Annotated in this window: 16 protein-coding genes and 1 CRISPR repeat array; of the genes, 9 read left to right on the top strand and 7 right to left on the bottom strand. The window is 51.0% G+C overall.

The window, feature by feature from the left end; translation table 11 throughout:
• Window positions 1-189: 189 nt before the first annotated feature.
• The 6 genes from ruvX (at window position 190) to Q1K76_RS00180 (ending at window position 8,044) form a co-directional block, all read left to right on the top strand.
• The gene (gene ruvX / locus Q1K76_RS00155; protein WP_087408220.1) at window positions 190-606 is read left to right on the top strand and encodes a Holliday junction resolvase RuvX; all 417 of its coding nucleotides are present in this window, start codon (window positions 190-192) and stop codon (window positions 604-606) included.
• Window positions 607-609: 3 nt separating this feature from the next.
• Window positions 610-1,176 carry a peptide deformylase gene (def, locus tag Q1K76_RS00160; RefSeq protein WP_300130143.1) on the top strand — a complete coding sequence of 189 codons (567 nt, stop codon included), beginning with the start codon at window positions 610-612 and terminating at the stop codon, window positions 1,174-1,176.
• Window positions 1,177-1,209: 33 nt separating this feature from the next.
• Entirely contained in the window at window positions 1,210-2,895 is a 1,686-nt protein-coding gene (gene ettA / locus Q1K76_RS00165; protein WP_087408218.1) for an energy-dependent translational throttle protein EttA, read from the top strand.
• Window positions 2,896-3,305: 410 nt separating this feature from the next.
• Entirely contained in the window at window positions 3,306-5,459 is a 2,154-nt protein-coding gene (locus Q1K76_RS00170) for a leucine-rich repeat domain-containing protein (protein WP_300130145.1), read from the top strand.
• A gap of 213 nt (window positions 5,460-5,672) precedes the next feature.
• Window positions 5,673-6,239, top strand: a complete 567-nt coding sequence (locus tag Q1K76_RS00175; RefSeq protein ID WP_300130147.1) for a DUF4890 domain-containing protein — start codon at window positions 5,673-5,675, stop codon at window positions 6,237-6,239.
• A gap of 1,106 nt (window positions 6,240-7,345) precedes the next feature.
• Window positions 7,346-8,044, top strand: coding sequence for a hypothetical protein (locus Q1K76_RS00180; RefSeq protein ID WP_300130149.1), 699 nt, complete (start codon window positions 7,346-7,348; stop codon window positions 8,042-8,044).
• A gap of 92 nt (window positions 8,045-8,136) precedes the next feature.
• Here the strand turns inward: Q1K76_RS00180 and Q1K76_RS00185 are convergent, their stop codons facing one another.
• From Q1K76_RS00185 to Q1K76_RS00195, 3 genes are read right to left on the bottom strand one after another with little or no spacing between them, the layout of a single operon-like run.
• Entirely contained in the window at window positions 8,137-9,318 is a 1,182-nt protein-coding gene (locus tag Q1K76_RS00185) for a D-alanine--D-alanine ligase family protein (protein ID WP_300130152.1), read from the bottom strand.
• A gap of 49 nt (window positions 9,319-9,367) precedes the next feature.
• Window positions 9,368-10,930: a UDP-N-acetylmuramoyl-tripeptide--D-alanyl-D-alanine ligase gene (murF, locus tag Q1K76_RS00190; RefSeq protein WP_300130155.1), complete on the bottom strand. Its 1,563-nt coding sequence runs from the start codon at window positions 10,928-10,930 to the stop codon at window positions 9,368-9,370.
• Entirely contained in the window at window positions 10,927-11,706 is a 780-nt protein-coding gene (locus Q1K76_RS00195) for an alpha/beta hydrolase (protein WP_300130158.1), read from the bottom strand. Before Q1K76_RS00195 ends, murF begins: the two co-directional genes overlap by 4 nt.
• A 135-nt stretch (window positions 11,707-11,841) precedes the next feature.
• Here Q1K76_RS00195 and ligA point away from each other — a divergent pair, with 135 nt between their 5' ends.
• The 3 genes from ligA to dapA are packed head-to-tail and all read left to right on the top strand — an operon-like array spanning window position 11,842 to window position 15,363.
• Complete coding sequence (gene ligA / locus Q1K76_RS00200; RefSeq protein WP_300130160.1) at window positions 11,842-13,845, top strand: NAD-dependent DNA ligase LigA; 2,004 nt, start codon at window positions 11,842-11,844, stop codon at window positions 13,843-13,845.
• A 12-nt stretch (window positions 13,846-13,857) separates the two neighbouring features.
• On the top strand, window positions 13,858-14,436 hold the full coding sequence (locus Q1K76_RS00205; protein ID WP_258326587.1) for a hypothetical protein: 579 nt from the start codon (window positions 13,858-13,860) through the stop codon (window positions 14,434-14,436).
• Window positions 14,437-14,469: 33 nt separating this feature from the next.
• Window positions 14,470-15,363 carry a 4-hydroxy-tetrahydrodipicolinate synthase gene (dapA, locus tag Q1K76_RS00210; protein ID WP_087408209.1) on the top strand — a complete coding sequence of 298 codons (894 nt, stop codon included), beginning with the start codon at window positions 14,470-14,472 and terminating at the stop codon, window positions 15,361-15,363.
• Window positions 15,364-15,626: 263 nt separating this feature from the next.
• A CRISPR array of direct repeats spans window positions 15,627-16,823; the repeat unit is 36 nt; unit sequence ATCTACAATAGTAGAAATTAAAGTGTCTGTATAGAC.
• Window positions 16,824-17,016: 193 nt separating this feature from the next.
• Here the strand turns inward: dapA and cas2 are convergent.
• The 4 genes from cas2 to cas12a are packed head-to-tail and all read right to left on the bottom strand — an operon-like array spanning window position 17,017 to window position 22,564.
• Window positions 17,017-17,286 carry a CRISPR-associated endonuclease Cas2 gene (gene cas2 / locus Q1K76_RS00215; RefSeq protein WP_087408208.1) on the bottom strand — a complete coding sequence of 90 codons (270 nt, stop codon included), beginning with the start codon at window positions 17,284-17,286 and terminating at the stop codon, window positions 17,017-17,019.
• Entirely contained in the window at window positions 17,283-18,266 is a 984-nt protein-coding gene (gene cas1, locus Q1K76_RS00220; protein WP_300130165.1) for a type V CRISPR-associated endonuclease Cas1, read from the bottom strand. Before cas1 ends, cas2 begins: the two co-directional genes overlap by 4 nt.
• Complete coding sequence (cas4, locus tag Q1K76_RS11865) at window positions 18,253-18,819, bottom strand: type V CRISPR-associated protein Cas4 (protein WP_366944473.1); 567 nt, start codon at window positions 18,817-18,819, stop codon at window positions 18,253-18,255. Before cas4 ends, cas1 begins: the two co-directional genes overlap by 14 nt.
• The gene (gene cas12a, locus Q1K76_RS00225) at window positions 18,812-22,564 is read right to left on the bottom strand and encodes a type V CRISPR-associated protein Cas12a/Cpf1 (protein ID WP_300130168.1); all 3,753 of its coding nucleotides are present in this window, start codon (window positions 22,562-22,564) and stop codon (window positions 18,812-18,814) included. The genes cas4 and cas12a overlap by 8 nt, the downstream gene beginning before the upstream one ends.
• Window positions 22,565-22,601: the final 37 nt, after the last annotated feature.

Below are 22,601 nucleotides of genomic sequence, written 5' to 3' on the forward strand. Positions count from 1 at the left end.
CTTTCACTATCTTTTCATAAGATAGGATTCGGCTCGGCATAGTCAAATGTTGAAAACTTTGTTTTCCATTTGCCTCTGCTCTCGCCTTTTCGTATCTTTGTTACACGAAGACAGGATGCGGCTCGGCCAAGCAAATTTTGCAAGCAACTTTGCTTTGCTCTCGCCTTTCACTATCTTTGCACCAGCATTATGGGCAGAATACTTTCAATAGATTATGGCAAGAAACGCACGGGTATCGCGGTGACCGACCCGCTGCAGATTATCGCCAACGGTTTGACTACCGTCGCTTCGTCGCAACTCATCGAGTTCCTCACGCAATACATGCAGCGCGAGGAGGTCGAGCGGGTGGTCGTGGGGCTGCCGCGGCAGATGAACAACGAGCCGTCGGAGAGCATGCGCTACATCACCCCCTTTGTCAACCGGTTCAAGAAACTGTTCCCGCAGGTGCCTGTCGAGTTTTTCGACGAGCGGTTCACCTCGGTGCTGGCTCATCGGGCCATGCTCGACGGCGGTCTGCCCAAGATGGCCCGCCGCAACAAGGAGCTTGTCGACGAGATAAGCGCTACGATTATCCTCAGAGATTATTTGGAAAGTAAAAAACAATAAGATATGGTATTACCTGTTTACCTGTACGGACACCCCGTCATTCGTAAGGAGACCGAAGAGATCGATGCTTCTTACCCTCAGCTCAAAGAGCTGATTGCCAACATGTATGAAACGATGTATGCCGCCGATGGCATCGGGCTGGCAGCGCCGCAAATAGGCCTGTCGATACGGCTCATCGTCATCGATGCCAGCCCCATGGCCGAGTATTTTCCCGATTGTGAGGGCAAGAAACTCACCCTTATCAACCCCGAGCTCGAAGTGCTCGATGACGGGCCCAAGGAGACCTGCGAGGAGGGTTGCCTCAGCTTGCCCGGCATTCACGAGCCGGTGCCCCGCATCGAGAAGATTCACCTCAAGTGGCTCGACGAGGATTTTGTGGCTCACGACGAGGTGATCGAGGGCTACCTCTCGCGTGTGGTACAGCACGAGTATGACCACCTGGAGGGCAAGGTCTTCATCGACCGCATCTCGCCCATACGCAAGCAGCTCATCAAGTCGAAGCTGGTCAACATCATCAAGGGACGCGTACGTTGCGACTATCGGGTGAAAGCGACACCCGTCAAAAAATAAAACTCATTTCAAAATCTTCTTATCTGCTTTTATATGGCCGACGACAAGAAAGTTATATTCTCGATGGTGGGCGTGAGCAAAATGTTCCCGCCCCACAAACAAGTATTGAAAGACATTTATCTCTCGTTTTTCTACGGGGCCAAGATCGGTATCATCGGTCTCAACGGCTCGGGAAAATCGACCCTGCTGAAAATCATCGCCGGGGTGGAGAAGTCGTACCAGGGCGAAGTGGTATTCTCGCCGGGCTACTCGGTGGGTTACCTCGAGCAGGAGCCCAAGCTCGACCCCGAAAAGACGGTGAAGGAGGTGGTGCAGGAGGGCGTGCAGCCTATCCTCGACCTGCTGGCCGAGTATGAAAAGGTGAACGAGTCGTTTGGCGACCCCGAAGTGCTCGAGGATCCCGACAAGATGGATGCCCTCATGGCTCGCCAGGCCGAACTGCAAGACCATATCGACGCCTCGGATGCCTGGAATATCGACAACAAGCTGGAGCAGGCGATGGATGCTTTGCGCTGTCCGCCCGAAGACCAGCTCGTGAAATACCTCTCGGGGGGTGAACGCCGCCGGGTGGCCCTCTGCCGCCTGCTGTTGCAACAGCCCGACATCCTGCTGCTCGACGAGCCTACCAACCACCTCGACGCCGAGTCGATCGACTGGCTCGAACAGCACCTGCACCAGTATCCCGGTACGGTTATCGCCATCACGCACGACCGTTACTTCCTCGACCATGTGGCCGGCTGGATTCTCGAACTCGACCGCGGCGAGGGTATCCCCTGGCAGGGCAACTATACCTCGTGGCTCGAGCAGAAGACCAAACGCATGGAGATGGAGGAGAAGCAGGCCAGCAAACGTCGCAAGACCCTCGAGCGCGAGCTGGAGTGGGTGCGCATGGCTCCCAAGGCCCGCCAGTCGAAGGGTAAGGCCCGTCTGAACTCCTACGACAAGCTGTTGAACGAGGACCAGAAGGAGCGCGAAGAGAAGCTCGAAATCTTTATCCCCAACGGTCCCCGTCTGGGCAACAAGGTGATCGAGGCTCACGGTGTGGCCAAGGCTTACGGCGACAAGCTGCTCTTCGACAACCTCGACTTTGTGCTGCCGCCCAACGGCATCGTGGGGGTAATCGGTCCCAACGGAGCCGGCAAGACCACCCTCTTCAAGCTCATTATGGGGCAGGAGCAGTGCGACAAGGGTTCGTTCGAGGTGGGCGAGACGGTGAAGATTGCCTACGTAGACCAGACCCACAAGGACATCGACCCCGCCAAGACCGTCTATCAGGTAGTGTCGGGCGGTCTCGACACCTTCCGCATGGGAGGCCGCGACATGAATGCGCGGGCTTATCTGTCGCGATTCAACTTCACGGGAGCCGACCAGGAGAAACTCATCGGGGTGCTCTCGGGTGGCGAGCGTAACCGCCTGCACCTGGCCATGGCGCTCAAGGAGGAGGGCAACGTGCTGCTGCTCGACGAGCCTACCAACGACATCGATGTGAACACGCTGCGGGCACTCGAGGAGGGTCTCGAGAATTTTGCCGGCTGTGCCGTCGTCATCTCGCACGACCGTTGGTTCCTCGACCGCATCTGTACCCACATACTCGCCTTTGAGGGCGATTCGAAGGTATTCTTCTTCGAGGGTTCCTATTCCGAGTACGAAGAGAACAAGAAGAAACGCCTGGGCGATGTGGAGCCCCACCGGGTGCGCTATCGCAAGTTTATGGCATAAATATACGTTTTATATACCGCATAAAGTCACGGCGGGCCGCAAGGTTCGCCGTGACTGTTTTTGGGGGGAGGGGAGGATTTGAGGGGACCGATGGCTGCCTTCACCCTGTGGAGACAGCTCTTTCCGGCCGGCCTTTTCGGGTGGCTGTTCAATCTTTTTTTCACCCGATACGGCCCCGAAAGTCTCATATTATTTAGTCTTATTGTATATTTCTTTTGACTTAATGCAGTTTTTTTACAAAAATTATTTGCAATTCGATAATTTTTTGTAGATTTAGGCATCGAAAAGAATAGTAATAATCATCTAAACATTTTAATTTGAAATATTGAAATCTAAATCTCTATACTATGAACCTAATCCTCAGCTAGATATTTCCCCTTTATTTTAAACCCACCTTAAATTGTTGAATTATGCGAAAATCTATTCTGAAAATGTTCTCCGTGGCTGTCTGCCTGTCAATCGGATTTTTTGTAAATGCGTCCGACTTCTCGACCGATGGTGTATATTACAATGTGCTTTCGGCCGACGACCTTACGGTAGAAGTGGCCCCGGGCCCGATTCCGGCCTATTCCGGAACTGTGCGAATCCCCGAAGAGGTTACTTTCGAGGGTAAAACGTATACGGTAACGGGAGTTGGGGCAACGGCATTCCAAGATTGTGAATCGTTGCTTGGTGTCATCCTTCCCGAGTCGGTTACCGCGATTGGCGAGTCGGCCTTTTCGGGGTGTACCAATATGGTCTCTCTGGACATTCCGGCAGCCGTCTCCTCGATAGGTCCATCGGCCTTTTATAGCTGCCGGGCGTTGGAAGAGGTTGTTTTGCCCACGGGTATCGAAGTGCTTAGCACCTCGATGTTTGCCAGTTGCAGTAGCCTGACGAAGGTGACCGTGCCGTCGACGGTATCGAAAATCGAAGACTCGGTGTTCGAATTTTGCGGCAACCTGTCGGATGTAACCGTACCCGACGGGGTCTCTTTGATTGGTAATTATGCCTTCTCGGGCTGTAGTTCGCTCACCGAGCTGGTGTTCCCGGCCAGTGTCGACTCGATAGGCGAGTATGCCTTGTGGGATTGCAGTGGCCTCACCACCTTTCGCATCCCCGATGGCATTGCCCACATTGCCCCCTCTACCTTCAGCGGATGTAGCGGTTTGGAAGAAATCGAATTTCCGACTTCGATCAGAACCATTGGCAATTCGGCCTTCTACGATTGCACCGGTTTGAAGTCGATTGTGCTCCCTGAAAACCTTACCTCGATAGGCGACGAAGTCTTTTATTATTGCACGGGTTTGGAGTCGGTCGAGATGGGCGAGTCGGTTACCTCGATTGGCGAGTGGGCCTTTTACGAGTGCCGGAGTCTGAAATCCATACAGTTGTCCGATAAGGTGACGGCGATAGGCAACTGGGCTTTTGCCGGTTGCATCGCTTTGACCGAAGTTGACCTGCCCGACCAGCTGACCAGCCTGGAGCATCACACCTTTTACGGTTGTACCCGGCTGAGTTCCATCAATTTGCCTGCTCATATAAAGTCACTGGAGTATTCGTCGCTCGAGAATTGTTCGGCTTTGGCCGGCATCGACCTGCCCGAGGGGCTGGAGACCATCAGCTACAACGTGTTTGTGGGGTGTTCCAAGCTGGAGTCGATAACGATTCCCTCTACGGTTACCTCTATCGGTGCGTCGGCCTTTGCCAACTGTACGAAGTTGGAGTCGATTGTAATTCCCAAGGGAGTAAGTTCGCTGGGTTATTCGGTATTCAACGGTTGCAGCGCTCTGAAATCGGTCGACATTCAGGCACCGCTTACGGCAATCGAGTCGTATATGTTTGTCGATTGCAGCGCTTTGACCTCGCTGCAAATTCCGGAAACCGTTCAGTCGATAGGTGCGCACGCCTTTGAAGGATGCAGCAGCCTCGTAAGCGTGAATATCCCCGAGGGAGTAACCGAAATTTCATCCGAACTCTTCAAGGGTTGTGTGGCCCTTACCTCGATAAAACTGCCTTCGACGGTGAAGGTAATCAGCGACGGAGCCTTCGACGGGTGTACCGGACTGATTATGGCCGAGTTGCCGGAGGGTACGACCATGGTAGGCTTTTCGGTATTCTACGAGTGCACGGGCTTGCGCACGGTTAAGTTGCCCTCGACGATAACGGCGATCGGTTTCGAGGCGTTTGCCGGTTGTCCGTCCATCACATCGGTGGTATCGCTGAGTACCACAGCTCCGGTGTTGAGCGAGTCGGCCTTCGACGAAACCGTTTACAACACCGCCGAGCTGCTTGTGCCCGATGGCTCGGTAGACTCCTACAAGACAAGCGATGGCTGGAAACTGTTCAAGAATATACAGGTAAACAATCCCTCGGGTATCGACAATTGCGCCGATGCTGCCCTGCAGGTGGTAGTCGATGGCAACCGCATTCGCATAGAGGGCGCTGCCGACAACCTGCCGGTCGAGGTGTACAGTTTGGGTGGCCAGTTGGTATATCGGGGTGAAGCCTCGAATATCGAACTCCCGGGTTCTGGCATGTATCTGGTAAAAGTAGCACGGCAGACTGTCAAAGTGGTTTTGTAGATAATTTTTGTTGAATAGGGCGAGAGGGCTGTATCCTATGTTGAGGGTACGGCCCTCTTGGTTATATTGGGCGCCTGTGTGGGGAATGGCTTCATTCCCCGTTTTGCGGCCTTCCCGGGACGGTTTGTCGTGACAATCGAGCCAGTTGTCTAAACTATTTTCAAAAGCCGTATGCTCGTTATTTCTTTGTAGCGAAGGAAAAGGAAAACCAAGATGAACAGTCGATTGAAAATAGGAACTTTGCTGGTTGCACTGTCGACCCTTTGGATGGCAGTCTGGGCCGATGCACCGCTCAAATCATATAAAGATATACCTTCGCCCGAGCGGAATGCTCGCCTCATTACCGAGGCCATGCAGAGCCGGTTGGGGCTTACCGAAAAGCAGTACAAGAAGGTGTACAAGATTCAGCTTGCCGAACAGAAGACCATATTCAAATACAAGCCAACTCCACAGAGGGGTATAGAAAAAGATTTAGGGGAAATGCCGCTCCAGGGCCATCGTATGGAAGGCGGCCGACCGCACAGAGGTGGCGGTTTTGAAGGTATGGGAGGCGGTCGGCCTCCCATGCCTCCTCGAGAAATGGATTGGAATGATGACCGTCCCGACCCTGAAAAGATAGCCAAGAACCTGACGAAAGCGGCTCAGAAGCGCGACAAGAAATTGAAGAAAGCGCTCAGTAAAGAGCAGTATGCCCAATGGAAAACCATGGAAGAGGAACTGCTGAAGCCGTATCTTAATCCCGGGCCCGACAAGCCGGGAAGACCCGAGCCTCGCGAGTAGGTTTCGTTCAAAGGTATAAAGTTCGAGAGAATAAAATAGGTGTTTTAGGTATTCAACGCAATGTCTCCCGGGTGACATCAGTCTTGCACCTCGGGAGATTTTTTTTGGGGGGATAAAAAGCATTTTTCTTTCTTTGAACTTTCGGTAATAGTATCTTTCTTCCTATTTCCCTTTCTCCTTTTTCTTTTGGCAAATGACGAATGGGGGTTATGGTATGCTTCAATACGGCATAGCTCGTGGCCTATCTTTGCAATATTGAAGAGCGGTCTATGATATTTTTTTATATGAGTTCCTATTGTTTACAAATATTTGTATATTTGCAAAAAGCAAGTATGGGATGCGGCTTTGCATAGTCAAATTTGGAAATGTATTTTGATTTGCCTTGCCCACTATATTTGAAATAGAAAAAACATGAGAAACAAAGAGTAATAAAAATATTACATAACATCGCGTAAGCTGATTATTGAGACCCGGTTAAATCTGGAAAATTAAACAAGGGAGTCCTAAATAATTTGGTAAGTGAGTTCTGTATCCTTCCCCGAAGGACATAGACTGCTTTTCCCTTATTTGGACTCCAAGGTTTTCCAGAACCGTACCGGGCAGATAGGTCAAAAGTGAGAGTTGTGTCCTTTTTTCGTATCTGTCATTTCACTATCACAGCTGGTTAATCCCAATCACGTGAGTATTGGGGAAAGAGTTGTGCACCATGAAAATTATACCGGATATTCCTGTTTAGCTCCCGGAACGAGATTGTGTGATAGAAATGTCGTTACTCGGTAAAGAGGTAATGCAATCCTGCATTTCTTTAATCGATAGGTCTCTTGGGGATTGGGAGACATTTTTAAATTATATGTTATGTACACATTGAATTTTCCGAATGGAAATGTGCAGACTTACGCTTCGTATAATGATATGTTAGCAGCTGCACGTCTGATGGGAGGAGAGGCAAAATGTATTAGTGGTAAAACATTTGTCTTTGTCCCTAAAAAGTAAGAGAACAGCAGGTGGGCACAAAAATGCCCACCTGCTGTTGTGAAATTTTAGAACCTGAAAAGAGTTATTGAATTGTGATTTTTATAAGATAATTATTTAATTATAAATAAACTATGATGAATGATGACTTGAAGAAAATAGGGAAAGGCGGAATCGTAGAAGAGGGTGTCTTTGTTCGTTTCCCCGAGTTGGTCCCAGCCGTAGGTGATTGCTTTTGGCGGGAAGATAATGCACACAGGAAGATGCTGTTGGTTGGGGAAAGCAATTATTTCAATGATTCGGATATCCCGTATAGCGATTTTTTGAAGCCACAAGAGTGGTATTGCAATCCTGATGCAAAGTTGATTCCCGAATATCGAAAGTCCGATGTGAGTAACTGGAAAGGGTACAGGACTTTCACCCGGGTATATGATTGTATGAACAGGGTTCTCGACGAGCAGCACATCGCGCACGATAAATATGCCCTTGGCGAATCGGCCTTTTACAATTACTTTTTGCGTCCGGCGCACGATATCGGCCGTCGCAAACAGTTTGTACCCCAACCTGTCGACCTCGATGTGGCGGGGGAAGCGCTGACGGGGATTATCCGGGTTTTGGAGCCCGAGTTGATTGTGTTTCTCAGCAAGTTGGCCTACAATTCTTTTTTGAATTACTGTAAAGAAAAAGCGATTGTGTGGGAGGGAATTGCTATTGAGCTGGTAAATCACCCGGCTTCGTGGCGTTTTCATAATGCCGAAAAATCGGCTTGTTGCGGAAAGATAAAATTCGAGGCCTTGTTGCGTGAATACTGGATAGAATCGCCGGGAGAGTAACGTGCTTGAATAGGGATTTCAATCAAAAAGAGGTCGTGGGGCGTTTGTTATCCCCATGACCTCTTTTTTTTAACAAGGATAGTGATTGTTTCTTATTTCGCTCCCATCTTGCCGCCTTTGAGGCCTTTGCCCAGATTGAAGATATTTTGGTCGTAGCTGACGGTCTTCATAGCCGACTCGCGCTTGCGTTTGAGGGCGAGATCGACCAGACGGTCCATGAGTTGGTCGAAGGGGATGCCCGATGCCTCCCACAGGTAGAACGAGAGGGAGCCGGGGATGGTGTTGATTTCGTTCACGTAGATGTTGCCGCTCTTGCCGTCGATCATAAAGTCGACGCGGGCCACGCCGTGGCACGAGAGCACTCGGAAGGTTTCGCCGGCCAGGAACTGCACGCGGGCGGTCTCCTCGGGGGTGAGGTCGGCCGGGATGCGTTTCTGGGTGGCCTGCATGCCTTTGTTCGACTTGCCGCCGCCCATGTACTTGTCTTCATAGGTGAGGATGTCTCCGCTCTTGATGGGCTCTTCGCACACCGAGGTGCGGTAGTCGTCGCAGTCGCCCAGTACCGAGCAGTTGATCTCTTTCAGCTCTTCGACCATATCTTCGATGACGATGCGGGTCGAGTATTTCTCGGCCACGTCGATTTTGGCGATGAGCTCCTCGCGGTTGTCGGCATGCGAGATACCCACGCTCGAGCCCAGGTTGGCCGGTTTCACGATGACGGGGTAGCCGAGTTTCGATTCAATCTCTGCGATGAGTTGGTCGCGCTGGGCAAACCACTGCTTGTCGGTGAACCACACGTAGTCGACGATGGGGATTCCGCATTTCTCCATAATCATCTTCATGGTGATTTTGTCCATGCCGTTGGCCGAGGCCAGCGTGTTGCAACCGGCATAGGGGATGCCTATCGACTCGAGCACTCCCTCGAAGATGCCGTCCTCGCCGTTGCTGCCGTGCAGCACGGGCACCACGACGTCGAGTTTGGCCCAGATGTCGCTCCCGAAGAGGGGTTTCTTCTTGCGGTAGACGTTGTAGTCGCCGTATTCGGGAATCATGTATACCTCGGTACACATCTTTTGCAGGGCGGCCATGTCGCGGTAGTTCTTCACCGTGAGCAGGGCGTCGCCGCTGAACCAGCGGCCCTGTTTGGTTATGTATATGGGGACGATTTCGTACTTCTCCTTGTTAAAGGCATTGATGGCCTGCAGGGCCGAGATGACGGAGATTTCGTGCTCGGTCGAGCGGCCTCCGAAAAAAACACCAACGGTAGTTTTCATAATCTTTCTGTGCTAACGATATGTTTTGTTGTGTTGTGAATAATCGGGTTTACTTGAAGGTGTCGGGCAGGTCGTTCTCGTAGAGGACGGTGTCGCCGGCTTCGGCTACCTGGGCGAGGCGGGCCTGTGCTTCGGCAAAGGAGTCGGCCACGAAGAGCTTCTCTTCGGGGAAGTTCTCGGCCTGTAATCCGGCCAGAATGGCGTCGCGGTTGTAGCGGCCCACCACCATCACGTAGTCGCAGGCGGTGGCGAGCTGGCGGCCCAGCGTGCGGTTGTATTCGACCTGTTTGTCGCCCAGCTCGATCATGCCCGGGGTGATGGCGATGCGCTTGCCCTGGGTCATGCGGCGCAGCACGTCGAGTGCCATGCGGGCGCCGTCGGGGTTGGAGTTGAAGGCGTCGTCGATAATCGAGATGCCGCCGGGAGTCCGTTTCATGTTCAGGCGGTGTTCCACCTGCTCGATGCGGCTCACGCCGTATTGTATCGACTGCACGGGCACTTGCAGGTGCCGGGCCACGATGACGGCGGCCATGAGGTTCGACAGGTTGCACTCGCCGATGAGTTTCGTGCTCAGTTCGATGCGCTCGCCGCCGCCCACCACGGTGAATCGGGTGGCGTCGCTGTCGTAGCGGATGTTCTCGATGTGGTAGTCGGCTCCGGTGTCGGCGATGGTGTAGCGTTTCACCGGCACGTTGTCGACGGGGCGGTTGGCGATGTAGGGGAAGTCGTTGTTGACCACGGCAAAGCCCGAGGCGGGCAGGGCGTTGACCAGCTCGAACTTGGTGCGCTGCACATTCTCGATGCTCTTGAACGACTCGAGGTGCTGCTCGCCCACGGCGGTGATGATGCCTATCTGCGGGTTCACCAGGTCGCAAATCTCCTTGATGTCGCCTATCTGCTTGGCACCCATCTCGCAGATGAATACGTTGTGGTAGGGCTTCATCTGCTCGCGCACGGTACGTATCACGCCCATGGGGGTGTTGAAGCTGCCGGGGGTCATCAGCACGTTGTACCGCTCGCACAAGATGCGGTAGAGGTAGTGCTTGGTGCTGGTCTTGCCGTAGCTACCGGTAATGCCGATGATGGTGAGGCCGGGCATTTGGGCCAGTATTTGCTTGGCCTCGTTGTAATATTTGCGGTTGATCTGTTTCTCGACGGGTTGCATCAGCCAGTTGGCAATCATCATCAGGTAGGGGGCCAGGATGGCCAGAGCCAGCAGGGCGCGGCTGCCGTTGTCGAGCGTGGTCGTGGCGGCAGCAAGGCCGGCAATGACGAGGGTCAGCAGCAGGGCGGCCACATAGAGGCGGGTGGCCCGGCGGGTAAATACCAGCGGTTTCTTGTACTTGGCCTTCAGGTGGTTCACGCTCTTGTAGAGGGCTACCGTGATGGCGACAATCTGCACGAAGAGCGGCAGAAAGTTGGTCGAGAGCAGCAGGAGCAGAAACAGGTCGACGAGCCGCGATACCGAGGCGAACGATTCGCCTTTGAGCCAACGGTTGTAGCGGTCGTTGCGGTAGGTGTTCTGCTGCATCATCTGCAACTGGAATTTCACTTCGGTTGCGGTGTAGAAGAGCAGGGCCAGGAAGGTGATGATGGAGAGTATCTGAGTCATGATTCTTGTTTTATATCGGGCTGTAAAAAGTTTTGTACCACGGCATTAAACTCGTAGGGCTTGTCGAGGAAGCTGTAATGTCCGGCATCGTCGAAGGCCACGAGCCCGGCATCGGGGATGAGGCGCTCCATGGTGCGGGCGTCGCGCAGGGGGGTGGCGGTATCGTTCTTGCCCCAGATGAGGAGCACGGGGCACTGGATGCGGGGCATCACCGCCTTGAGGTCTTCGTTCACCACCTTGACCAGAATGTTGCGCATGGTGCCGGTGAGGGCGTTGTAGTCGGCCGACCCCGATTTGCGGCGATAGGCCTCGATGGTTTCGTCGGCCCGTTTGCGGCCCACGGCGAGGGGGAGCAGCCGTTTCCACAATTTGAACGAATAGACCTTCACATAGTATTTGAGCGGTCGGCGGGGTTTCACGCCGGCGGCATCGACCAGAATCACCTTGCGGGTGGCGTTGCGCGAGGCAAAGAGTATCGACACCCGGCCGCCGAACGAGTGGCCGATGAGGATGGGACGCTCGATGCCTTCGGCCCGGGCAAAAGCCTCGACCAGGCAAGTATACTCCTCTACGCCCCACACGGCCGGCGGCGTGCTGCTGCCGCCGAATCCCGGGAAGTCGAGGTTATAGACCTTGAAGTGAGGCGTCAACAGCCGTTCGATCGAGGCCACGGTGGTGTGGTTGCACCCCCAGCCGTGCATCAGTATCACGGGCAGGCCTTCGCCTTCGACGTTGTATTGCAGCGTCACTCCACACAAATTTTTTGTTTGCAGCATTTTTTTGCGCTTGATGATTTTACCCGCAAAGATAAGTTATTTATGGCTATCGGCGTATAACATTCTTGGCAAATTATACCCGATTTTCTGGGTAAAAATCTTACATTTGTGTAGAATTAAAAACCTCACTGTTACATGGAATCTCCCCAGGAAAAGATAGCTCGCCTGCGCAAGGAGCTCGACGAGCACAACTATAACTACTATGTGTTGAATGCCCCGACCATCGACGACCGCACCTTCGACGAGATGATGCACGAGTTGCAGCAGCTCGAGGAGGCCTACCCCCAGTATTTCGACCCCAACTCGCCCACGCAGCGGGTGGGCAACGACATCAACCGGGCCTTTACGCAGGTCGAGCACCGCTACCCCATGCTGTCGTTGGGCAACACCTATTCGATCGAAGAGGTGTCCGCCTTCTACGACCGGGTGCGCACGGGGCTGATGGGCGAGGAGTTCGAACTGGTGGGCGAACTGAAGTTCGACGGTACCTCCATCTCGCTCATCTACGAGCACGGCCGGCTGGTACAGGCGGTGACGCGGGGCGACGGCACGCGGGGCGACGATGTGACCGAGAATGTGAAGACCATACGAAGCATCCCCCTGCAACTGCGGGGCAACGACTATCCCGACTCGTTCGAAATCAGGGGCGAGATACTCATGCCCTGGGCCGTGTTCGAGGCCCTGAACAAGGAGCGTGAGGAGCAGGAAGAGCCCCTCTTTGCCAACCCCCGCAACGCGGCGGCCGGTACCCTCAAGTCGCAAAATTCGGCTGTGGTGGCCGCCCGGGGGCTCGATGCCTACCTCTACTATCTGCTGGGCGACAATCTGCCGGCCGATACCCACTACGAAAATCTGCAGCGGGCCCGCGCGTGGGGCTTCAAGGTCTCTGACGCCATGCGCATTCTCCATTCGGTCGACGAGATGAAGGAGTATATCAACTATTGGGACACTGAGCGCAAGCATCTGCCGGTGGCTACCGACGGCATGGTGTTCAAGGTCAACTCGTTGCGCCAGCAGAAGAACCTGGGCTACACGGCCAAGTCGCCCCGGTGGGCCATTGCCTACAAGTTCCAGGCCGAGCAGGCGCTCACGCGGCTCAACTCGGTGTCGTTCCAGGTGGGGCGCACGGGCACGGTTACCCCGGTGGCCAATCTTGACCCGGTGTTGCTTTCGGGTACCATTGTCAAGCGGGCCACGCTGCACAACGAAGATATAATCAACGCCCTCGACCTGCACATAGGCGATATGGTCTATGTCGAGAAGGGAGGTGAAATCATACCCAAGATTACGGCCGTCGATACCTCGGCCCGCGTGCTGGTGGGCGAGAAGGTGCGCTTCATACGCAACTGCCCCGAGTGCGGCACGCCGCTGAAACGCATCGAGGGCGAGGCCGCCTGGGTCTGCCCCAACGAGAAGGGGTGCCCGCCGCAAATCAAGGGACGTATCGAGCACTACATCAGCCGCCGGGCAATGAATATCGACGGCATCGGCAGCGAGACGGTGAACCAGTTCTACAACGCCGGGCTGGTGAAAGATGTGGCCGACCTCTATACCCTGCAAGCCCCGGCGATAGCCGAGCTCGAACGTATGGGCGAACGCTCGGCCCAGAACATCGTCGATGCCGTGCGACAGTCGTGCGAGGTGCCCTTCGAGCGGGTGCTCTTTGCCCTGGGCATACGCTATGTGGGCGAGACCGTAGCCAAGAAGCTGGCCCTGGCCCTGCACTCGATTGACCGGCTGCGCGAGGCCACGGTCGAGGAGCTCACCCAGATAGGCGACATCGGCGAGCGTATCGCCCAAAGCGTGGTGGCCTACTTTGCCGATGCCGACAACCTGCGGCTCATCGAGCGGTTGCGCGGCTATGGCGTGCAGATGCAGATTACCGAGGAGCGGCTCTCGGAGCGGACCGACAAGCTGGCCGGTGCCACGATTGTCATCAGCGGTACCTTTGCCCACCACTCGCGCGACGAGTACAAGGCGATGATCGAGCAGCACGGCGGGGTGAATACCGGCTCGGTATCGGGCAAGACCACCTATCTGCTGGCCGGTGCGAACATGGGTCCGGCCAAGCTCGAGAAGGCCCGCAAGCTGGGGGTGCGCATCTTGTCGGAAGATGAATTTTTGGAGATGATTCGATAAACAGCGTGTGATATGTGTCTTTCGTGGATTACTGGATGGCGAGTGAGGCGCAGGTTGCAGCAACCTGCGCCCGAGAGGTTTCGGGCCTTCGACGAGGCCGATAGGCTGGTCATGTTGGCACTGGGGCGCGATATACCGTCGCTACGGCCCGTGCTGGCCGAACTGGCGGCCGCCGGCAAAAAGATAACATTGGTGGTCGAGGCGCGCAGCAAAAGCGAGCTTCCCGCCTCCATACCGGGGTGCGACCCCGTGTTGTCCCTGCGCAGTTCGTGGTTGTGGCGTAGGCCCACCCGGCAGTTCCTCGAGAACTTCGACCGGCACGACGGCGAGGTGCTCATCGACGTGTCTACCGCCCGGTCGCTGCCGCTGCTTTGCCTGGCCGTGCACTCGCGGGCGACCTTCAAGATAGGGGTGCCCAAGGAGGAGGCCAACCCCTTCCACCTGCAGATACTGGTACCCGCTCATCACCCTGGGAAAGAGGCCGATGGCGATGCTCCGGCTTCGGGGAAAAGAGGTCTCGATGCAGGCGAATTGTTGAAGAATGCGCTTTTTTATTGGAAGAAAATTGGCGTAAAAGAGAATAATCTGTAATTTTGGAAGCGAAAATAAATAGAGGGTAGAAATATGGCAAGAATCAATTTAAGCGGAATGGGTGTGGCACTTATCACGCCGTTCAAAGAAGACGAGAGTATCGACTTCGAGGCCCTTTCCCGACTGATTGAACATCTGATACAAAACGGCACCGACTATCTGGTTGTTTTAGGAACTACTGCCGAGACTCCCACACTCACCGAGGAGGAGAAGGCAGCCATCAAGAGTTTTGTCGTAGAGCGGGTAAAGGGCCGCATCCCCCTGGTTCTGGGGTTGGGCGGCAACAACACGCGCGGCATTGTGGAGCATTTGAAGCACGACGACTTCACGGGCTACGACGCCATCCTGTCGGTTGTACCTTACTATAACAAACCTTCGCAAGAGGGCATCTATCAACATTACAGCGCTATCGCGCAAGCCTCGCGGCTGCCGGTCATCCTGTACAACGTGCCGGGTCGTACGGGTGTGAACATGAGTGCCGAGACCACGCTGAGGCTGGCCAAGGAGTATCCCAACATCGTGGCCATCAAGGAGGCGTCGGGCAACATCACCCAGATGGACGACATCATCAAGAACAAGCCCGCCGACTTCATGGTTATCTCGGGCGACGACGGCATCACCTTCCCGCTGCTCACGCTGGGGGCTGTCGGGGTCATCTCGGTTATCGGCAACGCCTTTCCCAAGGAGTTCAGCAAGATGGTGCGTCTGGCACTCAACGGCGATTTCAAGAACGCCCTGCCCATACACCACCGCTTCACCGAGCTCTTCAGCCTGCTCTTCGTCGACGGCAACCCCGCCGGTGTGAAGTGTCTGCTCAACGCCATGGGCTACATCGAGAACAAACTGCGTCTGCCCCTCGTGCCTACGCGCATCACCACCTACGAGAAGATACGCGCCGTGCTGCAAAGCCTGCACTACATTCCTTAAAACCTCAAAGAACGGTACCCGTGAAATAAAAGGGAGAAGGTGCGGTATATCGGGGCCATACCGCTATTTGACCCTATGTCTGTATGCCCCTGTCGGGAGATTCTTCCCCGGAGAAAATCGGGCAATATTGTCGTTAAGCCATAAGCCCCCAGATGCGGGGTAAAAAAGAAATGCAAGGTCAGATTCTTTGGCCCGTTAAAAACCTTGCATTACGTGTAGAATGCTGCAAACGGTTGTGCCGTATAAATCGCCTGCCCTCCCGTAAGTACAACAGCAAAAATTAAAGTGTCTGTATAGACAATTCGATGAGACCTTTGTACATGAGCTATCTACAATAGTAGAAATTAAAGTGTCTGTATAGACAGCTGGCGCGTTCCAGCTAGCGAAGCCCAATCTACAATAGTAGAAATTAAAGTGTCTGTATAGACGAGGGTTTATATAACGCAGGAATTGACAAATCTACAATAGTAGAAATTAAAGTGTCTGTATAGACGGGATTGCAAGTTCAAACATTAGAACAAATCTACAATAGTAGAAATTAAAGTGTCTGTATAGACCTTTTAACGTGGATTCGCTTCAATTCCCAATCTACAATAGTAGAAATTAAAGTGTCTGTATAGACTTTTATAACCGGGTTTGGTTGTTGCTAATATCTACAATAGTAGAAATTAAAGTGTCTGTATAGACCAAAACCGCGCAGAGTCATGAGTGCAAAAATCTACAATAGTAGAAATTAAAGTGTCTGTATAGACGACCGACAAGTGCACTAAGGTCGTGGCTATCTACAATAGTAGAAATTAAAGTGTCTGTATAGACGTGTCGTCATCCTCTGGAATTTTTGAAAATCTACAATAGTAGAAATTAAAGTGTCTGTATAGACAAAGTCTTTGCTCCATCAAGGAGGCAGAATCTACAATAGTAGAAATTAAAGTGTCTGTATAGACATTCTTTGAGTCTTCCCTCGATTTCTAAATCTACAATAGTAGAAATTAAAGTGTCTGTATAGACCGCGCCGAAATGTGGGAACAACACAATATCTACAATAGTAGAAATTAAAGTGTCTGTATAGACCCCGTTTCTTTTTGTGTCACCCTAGTTCCGTATCTACAATAGTAGAAATTAAAGTGTCTGTATAGACAGTGACAACAACGTAACCATCGAGGTAATATCTACAATAGTAGAAATTAAAGTGTCTGTATAGACAAATAGAAGAAAACGGCATTACCGGTTAATCTACAATAGTAGAAATTAAAGTGTCTGTATAGACCCGTAGTATTTGGCATTAAGGACTTTCATCTACAATAGTAGAAATTAAAGTGTCTGTATAGACTCAAATACCTAAAACGAGTGATAACAACATCTACAATAGTAGAAATTAAAGTGTCTGTATAGACAGTATAGCTTCCTGATCCGTTGCCGGTTACATCTACAATAGTAGAAATTAAAGTGTCTGTATAGACTCTATTCCATACAAATATCGGGTTTATTTTTTAATAATCAAAGTATTATCATAAAATTTTTTGGGGTTATTTTATCCCCCCTCTTTCTCTATGTGTTTGTTTTTAGGGGCTTATAATGCAGATAAACAGGCGTTTATGGGGTTCGATAGCGAAAATGGTGAAACGAACACTTGTCAATGGCGTCATAAAGCGATTAAAAAAAGACGATATCGGTATCGCGGTGAATGGCGTGTCCATATTTTATCAGGTTTTTATTGTCGACTTCGAAAAGGATTACACTGTCTGCCGGAGAGAAATGTTTGGCATAGGCATTTATTTTTATTTTTATGTTGTCGAGAACTCGTCGGGTGTTAACAACCTCGTATACAGAATACTGTAAACGTATGGCACCGTTTTTGGTTAGCATTCTTTGAAATCGGCTTCGGAGTAAATCGTCGGCCAAATCGTAACTTATTATTATCATTTTTCAAAATCAAATATTGGATATTCTTTTTGAGATTTTTTTTGCATAAAGCAGTGGTAATAGGCCTGTATATAAGAGAAAATCTCTTTTTTGTATCCTATAAGCGCTTTATAAAAAACATTATAGTATTTTGCGCAGCAGTCCAATTTTAGATGGTACTCCGATTTTCGATAAATAAAATCGGATTTTACAAATTGTTTGTGATTAAACGCTAATAGGACAGCGTGGTCGATGATACATCGGAATGGCTCTATTAAGTCGCATATAAGTGATTTTCGTTTAAACCAAGCCCTATGGTATACGCCTATGTATAAATCGAATCCAAACATTCGCACAAAACACTCCATGTAATTGAATAAAATGGTATAGCCGATGTCCAGTGTTACATTGATGATGTCTTGTTTGGTTCGCGGCATACGGCTTTTCCAGCCGAGGTCTTGATAGTATGCGCTGAAATAGTTTTTGGAAATAAAACCTTCAAGGCCCAATAGTTGGTTGTATTCGGTAATGTCGTCGATGGTGTTTAATGCCAATCGGCACGAGTCTATTGCCGAGGTGGTCGATGTATCTTTTTTTCGGGTCTTTTTTAAGGCGATTTGTTGGTTGTGGATTTTGTTTTTTATGATGGTTTTGGCTATCGATAAATCGTTGTTGGCGTATTCATATTGCTTTTGACGTAAAAGATAGTTTGCTTCGGCCGAATTGGCCCAGTAAAAAACCGGTCTCAAATTGGGTTTGAGTACCACCAATGCGACATTGAATTTTTTACATTTCTCTATCAGGGGGGTGGTTATTGTGATATGACCTATTATGAACAAGGCTAACAGTTTTTGGAATGGAATTTTGGTGAGTGTGCGGTATACGTCATCTTGTTTCTCTTCCAATAAAAGCTCGCCATTGGATACACGCATATTGCGATTGTGTTCGATACAATTTATTACAAAGATGGTACGGGTTTCTATGTCTTTACTCGTATACATGGCCTAAGTTGGTTTTGTCGCAGAGACTGCAATAGATGCAATGTCGGCATTTGTTGGGATTTACGGTAATCGGTTGTGAGGGATTGAACCTTCGAAATGAGGCTATAAAATATTCCAATTCTTTTCGTTCTTGTTTATTGGGAAGGCTTATAGGGTAGGTTTTGTGAGTAGAGCTTTCGTAAAAAGCCAGTCTTTTCACATCATAGCCCATCTCTTTCATACAGAAATACTGCGCCCATAATTGATATAATTGTCCTCGAAATATCTGTTTCAGAATGTATTTCCGCTCGATTAAGGTTTGGGTCGAGGCTCTGTAAATATCTATCTTTCCATAGATTTGCAGAGTCTCACTCCATACGGTTATTGCTACCATGTCGCGGTTTTGTGCCGAGGCTTTTGGGGCGTCTATGGTTTCGTGAGCAATTTTCCCTTTTACTTGTGGGGAGGCATGATACAGACTTTCGTCCGACTCCATATATACATTGTGTAGATATATGGAGTACGGACAGAAAATAAAGTCATTCAACTGCGAGATGGCAATAGGCTCATTCATAGGTCGTCGTTTCGTCCAAGCCTTGTGCAAACCGCAGCCATTCTTTGTTGGAGAGGGTTAGGGATATGGGGTCGTTTTCGGGAGTCGCTTGTATGCGTCGGGCAAGCATGAGCCCTTTGCGGGCGATGTTGTATGCCCCGTTGGCATCGGCATTGGCCGGCAGGGAGCTGTCGCAGGTGCGGCTGTCGAAAAATGTCCCGTAATGGTTTTCTACGGGCGACACCATGTAGTCGATGTTGGTGCCTGTCACGCTATTTCGCAACTGAATCATCAGCTTGAAGAGTTCGAACAGTTCGGAGAAGAACTTTTTCTCCGACTGGTTGCAGATAGCTTCTTTCAAGTTGGAGGTTATCTCGATGCCCCACGCTTCGAAAAGGTCTCGGAAAGCTTGGGTGAGGTCAATCTCTTCGTTGTCCCATTGGTTGTTTTTGGCGGGGTTCCGGAATGTTCGCACACGGTTCCCGTGAGAGCTCAGGCACCACGATGAGCGAGTTTCCTCGGCCTTTTTATGGAAATTGTTGTAGTCGAATGTCCACTCAAAAGTCCCTTTGTCGGCGCGGTAACGAATCGAGTCGAATTTGCCGAAGAAGGCCCGGCTCTTGTCTACGTTTTCATAGCGGGTATCAAACAGATTGACAAAACCGGTTGTCGGGTCTATCTTGCTGGTGTTCCAGGCCGGGATATAGAAGAGGAAGCCGCTTTGTTTTCCCATTTTTTTGAAACTTTCGAATTTGTTGGTCAGTTGGTAGGCATGAAGCAGTCCGCCCGGTTGGTCGGCTTCGGCTGTTTTGAATACCAGATAGTTGAGCTTGTCAATCAACATCTTTTCAAATTTTTGGTAGACTTGTTTTTCTACCTTCTGTCGGCTGCGTTTGAAGCCGGCATTCAAGTCTTCGAGAACCACGATGGCCTTGTATTTTATCATCAGTTCCGAGACCTTGTGAACGACCTGGCTCAAATACCCTTCTTTGAGCTCCTTGATGTTTTCGATGCTTTGCCAGCTTTGTCGGGCCTTTTGTCGTTCATCTTCTTTCTTTTGCAGCAGGGCATGATAGTCGGTTCTATATTGATGTCCCTGATATTGAGTGACAATCTCGTTCAGGGAGAATTGTTCGCAAATGCGCCCTTGGCTGTCGATTACCACGAGGTAGAGCAGATGCCGTTCCCCGCGGTCTATCCCGATGATGTGCAGGTCGTCGGCTGTGCGTATATAGTCGGTTACCGAGGGGTTGATGTTGGAGGTGCCGGTTGCTTTGAAATTGATTGTGATGGGAACATGAAACTGAAATTGGTCGACCGTATACCGTTTGTTTTTGATTAGGTCGTAGGGGAAACAACTCTCTTCTGTGGGGGCTTGTTTTTTCTTGATGGGTAATCCGGCCGGGTGCTCGGGATGCCGGGCCGAGAGGCTGGCTTTGCGGAAGAATATTTCGGCTTGCCCGTTGAGTTTGTAGACAACATTCATCAGGTTACGTTCGTCGAAGAGCATTTCCCAGTACAACGTGTGCATGTTGGGCTTCCCTTTGCTGTATGTCGAGAAATCTTTGTTGTATATCTGGAACAGAAATATTTTACCGTCGCGCACCAGTTCGTCGATGTATTCGCACGCTACGGGTACGAATGAGAGTTTGTAACCTTGTGTTTCGATTTCGCGGTAGAAGCCGCTCATGTCGGTATAAGAGGAGGTGTCGGAGAATTTGAAATGGAAATTGCGCCACTCCTCGTGCTTCTCGATCGAGTCTTTGAAGAAATCGATGAGGGCATGGCAGTCGTGCAGGTTGAAATTCTCGCCTTTCTTGTGAGTGCCTTGTTGGTAACGGGCCAATAGTTCTTCGCTGGGATTGAATTCGTCGATTCGCGATTTGGAGAAGAAAACTTTGGGCAGCATTTTGTTGGCTCCGGGCAGTAGTTTATACTCCATCTTTTCATAGCAGTCGCCTCGTTCTGTCCCCGGGTATTGGGAGAAGACCCGACGGTGATTCCGGTGCATGATGGCCAGGTAGTACCGGCCGTTACGCCGCAGGATAACCGAGGTGTTGTCGACCTCCTTGTTCAGATCCCAGCCGTTGAGCAGTGTGGGATTTTGAAAGTTGAGTTTGATTTTTTCTTCGGAGTAGGGTTTGCGGGTAAGGTAGTTACGCACCATGTTGTACAAGGGAGTAATGGTGTCGAGTTCGTTCCAAAATTCGGTGAAATCGCCATAGAAGCGTTCGTCTTTTTCGGCCTCTTCGCCCGTGTCGAGCAGAGGTTTGATAAACAGTTGCAGCCCTTTGAGCGCATCGAGTAGTTTCTTGATGCGTGCCACGGCTTCGGCATCTTGGGCCAGGGGGACATCTGTTGCATGGAGGCGATTCTGCATCTCCCGGAAATCGGTATAGGCATTGGCTATGCGGGCAAACCAGTTTTCTTGCTGCGAGGTTTCGGTCTCGACAGCCCCCAGGCTCTCGAAATAACTTTCGATCGAGGGCGATTCTTTGCCGGTTTCGGTCAGACAACCGTTCAGAAAGGCAATCGAGAAGCCGGGATAAGCTTTGAAGGCTTTTTCGATGCGGCTTTGGTATGCTTCGTATGTTTCGCGCCGCTTTTGAGGATTGGCTCTTTCGAGGTGGCGCTTGATGGCTTCGGGCAGTATGCTCCAGCTGCCATAGTGCCGTTGCGATATTTCGGTCAGAAGCGAGTCGTTGCGAATAAAGATTTTTTCGGTGTCGTAGGTATGCAGGTTTTCGAGCAGATATTTCAGAGACCCATCTTTCAGGGTATAGGTCGAGAGGTGATTGTAGCATTGCTCGATAGCCGAGAGCAGTTGGCTGTTGTCGTCGAATTGCCGGGGGAGCCACGATATGGCCTCACGATCGGTCAATATCTGCTTGAAAAGCATCTTGAATTTGGGCAGCTTTTCTTGTTTGTGTCGCTGATTGTACAGGTTGATATACTCGTTGAGGCCTTTGATTTTTTCGCCGGTTTCGGTGGCTTTTCCTCCGATTAAAGCGTTATATACGTCGATATGTTTTTGGGTGAGTAACAGATTGAAATAGTCGAGGGAGAAGATATCGTGGAGCCGCTCTACTTGCAGGTATTCTTCGAAATTGTGGTACAGTTCGTCGAAACAAGAGGCCAATTCGCTGGCTGCAATCCGGTCGAACACTTTCATGTTGTCGACGAATTTGGGAAGGTTCTCGTTGATTAACCGATAGGCGATAGCCGTAGATTTCTCGTCCGGCGAATACATGTTTTGGCGGTTCTCGTGGAACCCGGTAAAGTAGACGGTAAAGTTTTGAAATTCAGAAATCAGACTCGTTTTCTCGGCAGCGTCTTCCCCGTCCCGGACGAATTGGATAAGGTCTTCCTGTATCAACTCTTTTTTATCGATGCGGGAAAAATGTTTGTCTTTGGTGAGACTGTCGGCAATCTGTTTGCGCAGAGCGTCCTGTATTTTTTTGAAAGTTTTCTTCTGTTGCTCGCTTTTTGCCCCGATTTGATAGTAGAAAAAAAACTCTTCGAGCGAGTTGTGTTTCCCTATGCTTTCGGTTTGCAAGCAGGTGTCGGAGAGAACGCGGTCGATAAATGCTTTGTGGTATTCGTCGATGATGGCTTTTACTTTTACGTAGCTTTCGGCCCGGTGCCGGTCTTCGTCGAGTATCCCGCTGGCTTCGATGTTCTTCAAGGTGTTACCTATGGGTATCAGTTTGAACCGTAGCGTTTTTGAGAGAGGGAATAAATTTGTAAAATCAGATAATGTTTTCATGGCTATTTCTGTTAAAATGAATAATCTCAAAGATAAT

The organism is uncultured Barnesiella sp. (genome assembly GCF_946496565.1).
GTDB classification, from domain to species: domain Bacteria; phylum Bacteroidota; class Bacteroidia; order Bacteroidales; family Barnesiellaceae; genus Barnesiella; species Barnesiella merdigallinarum.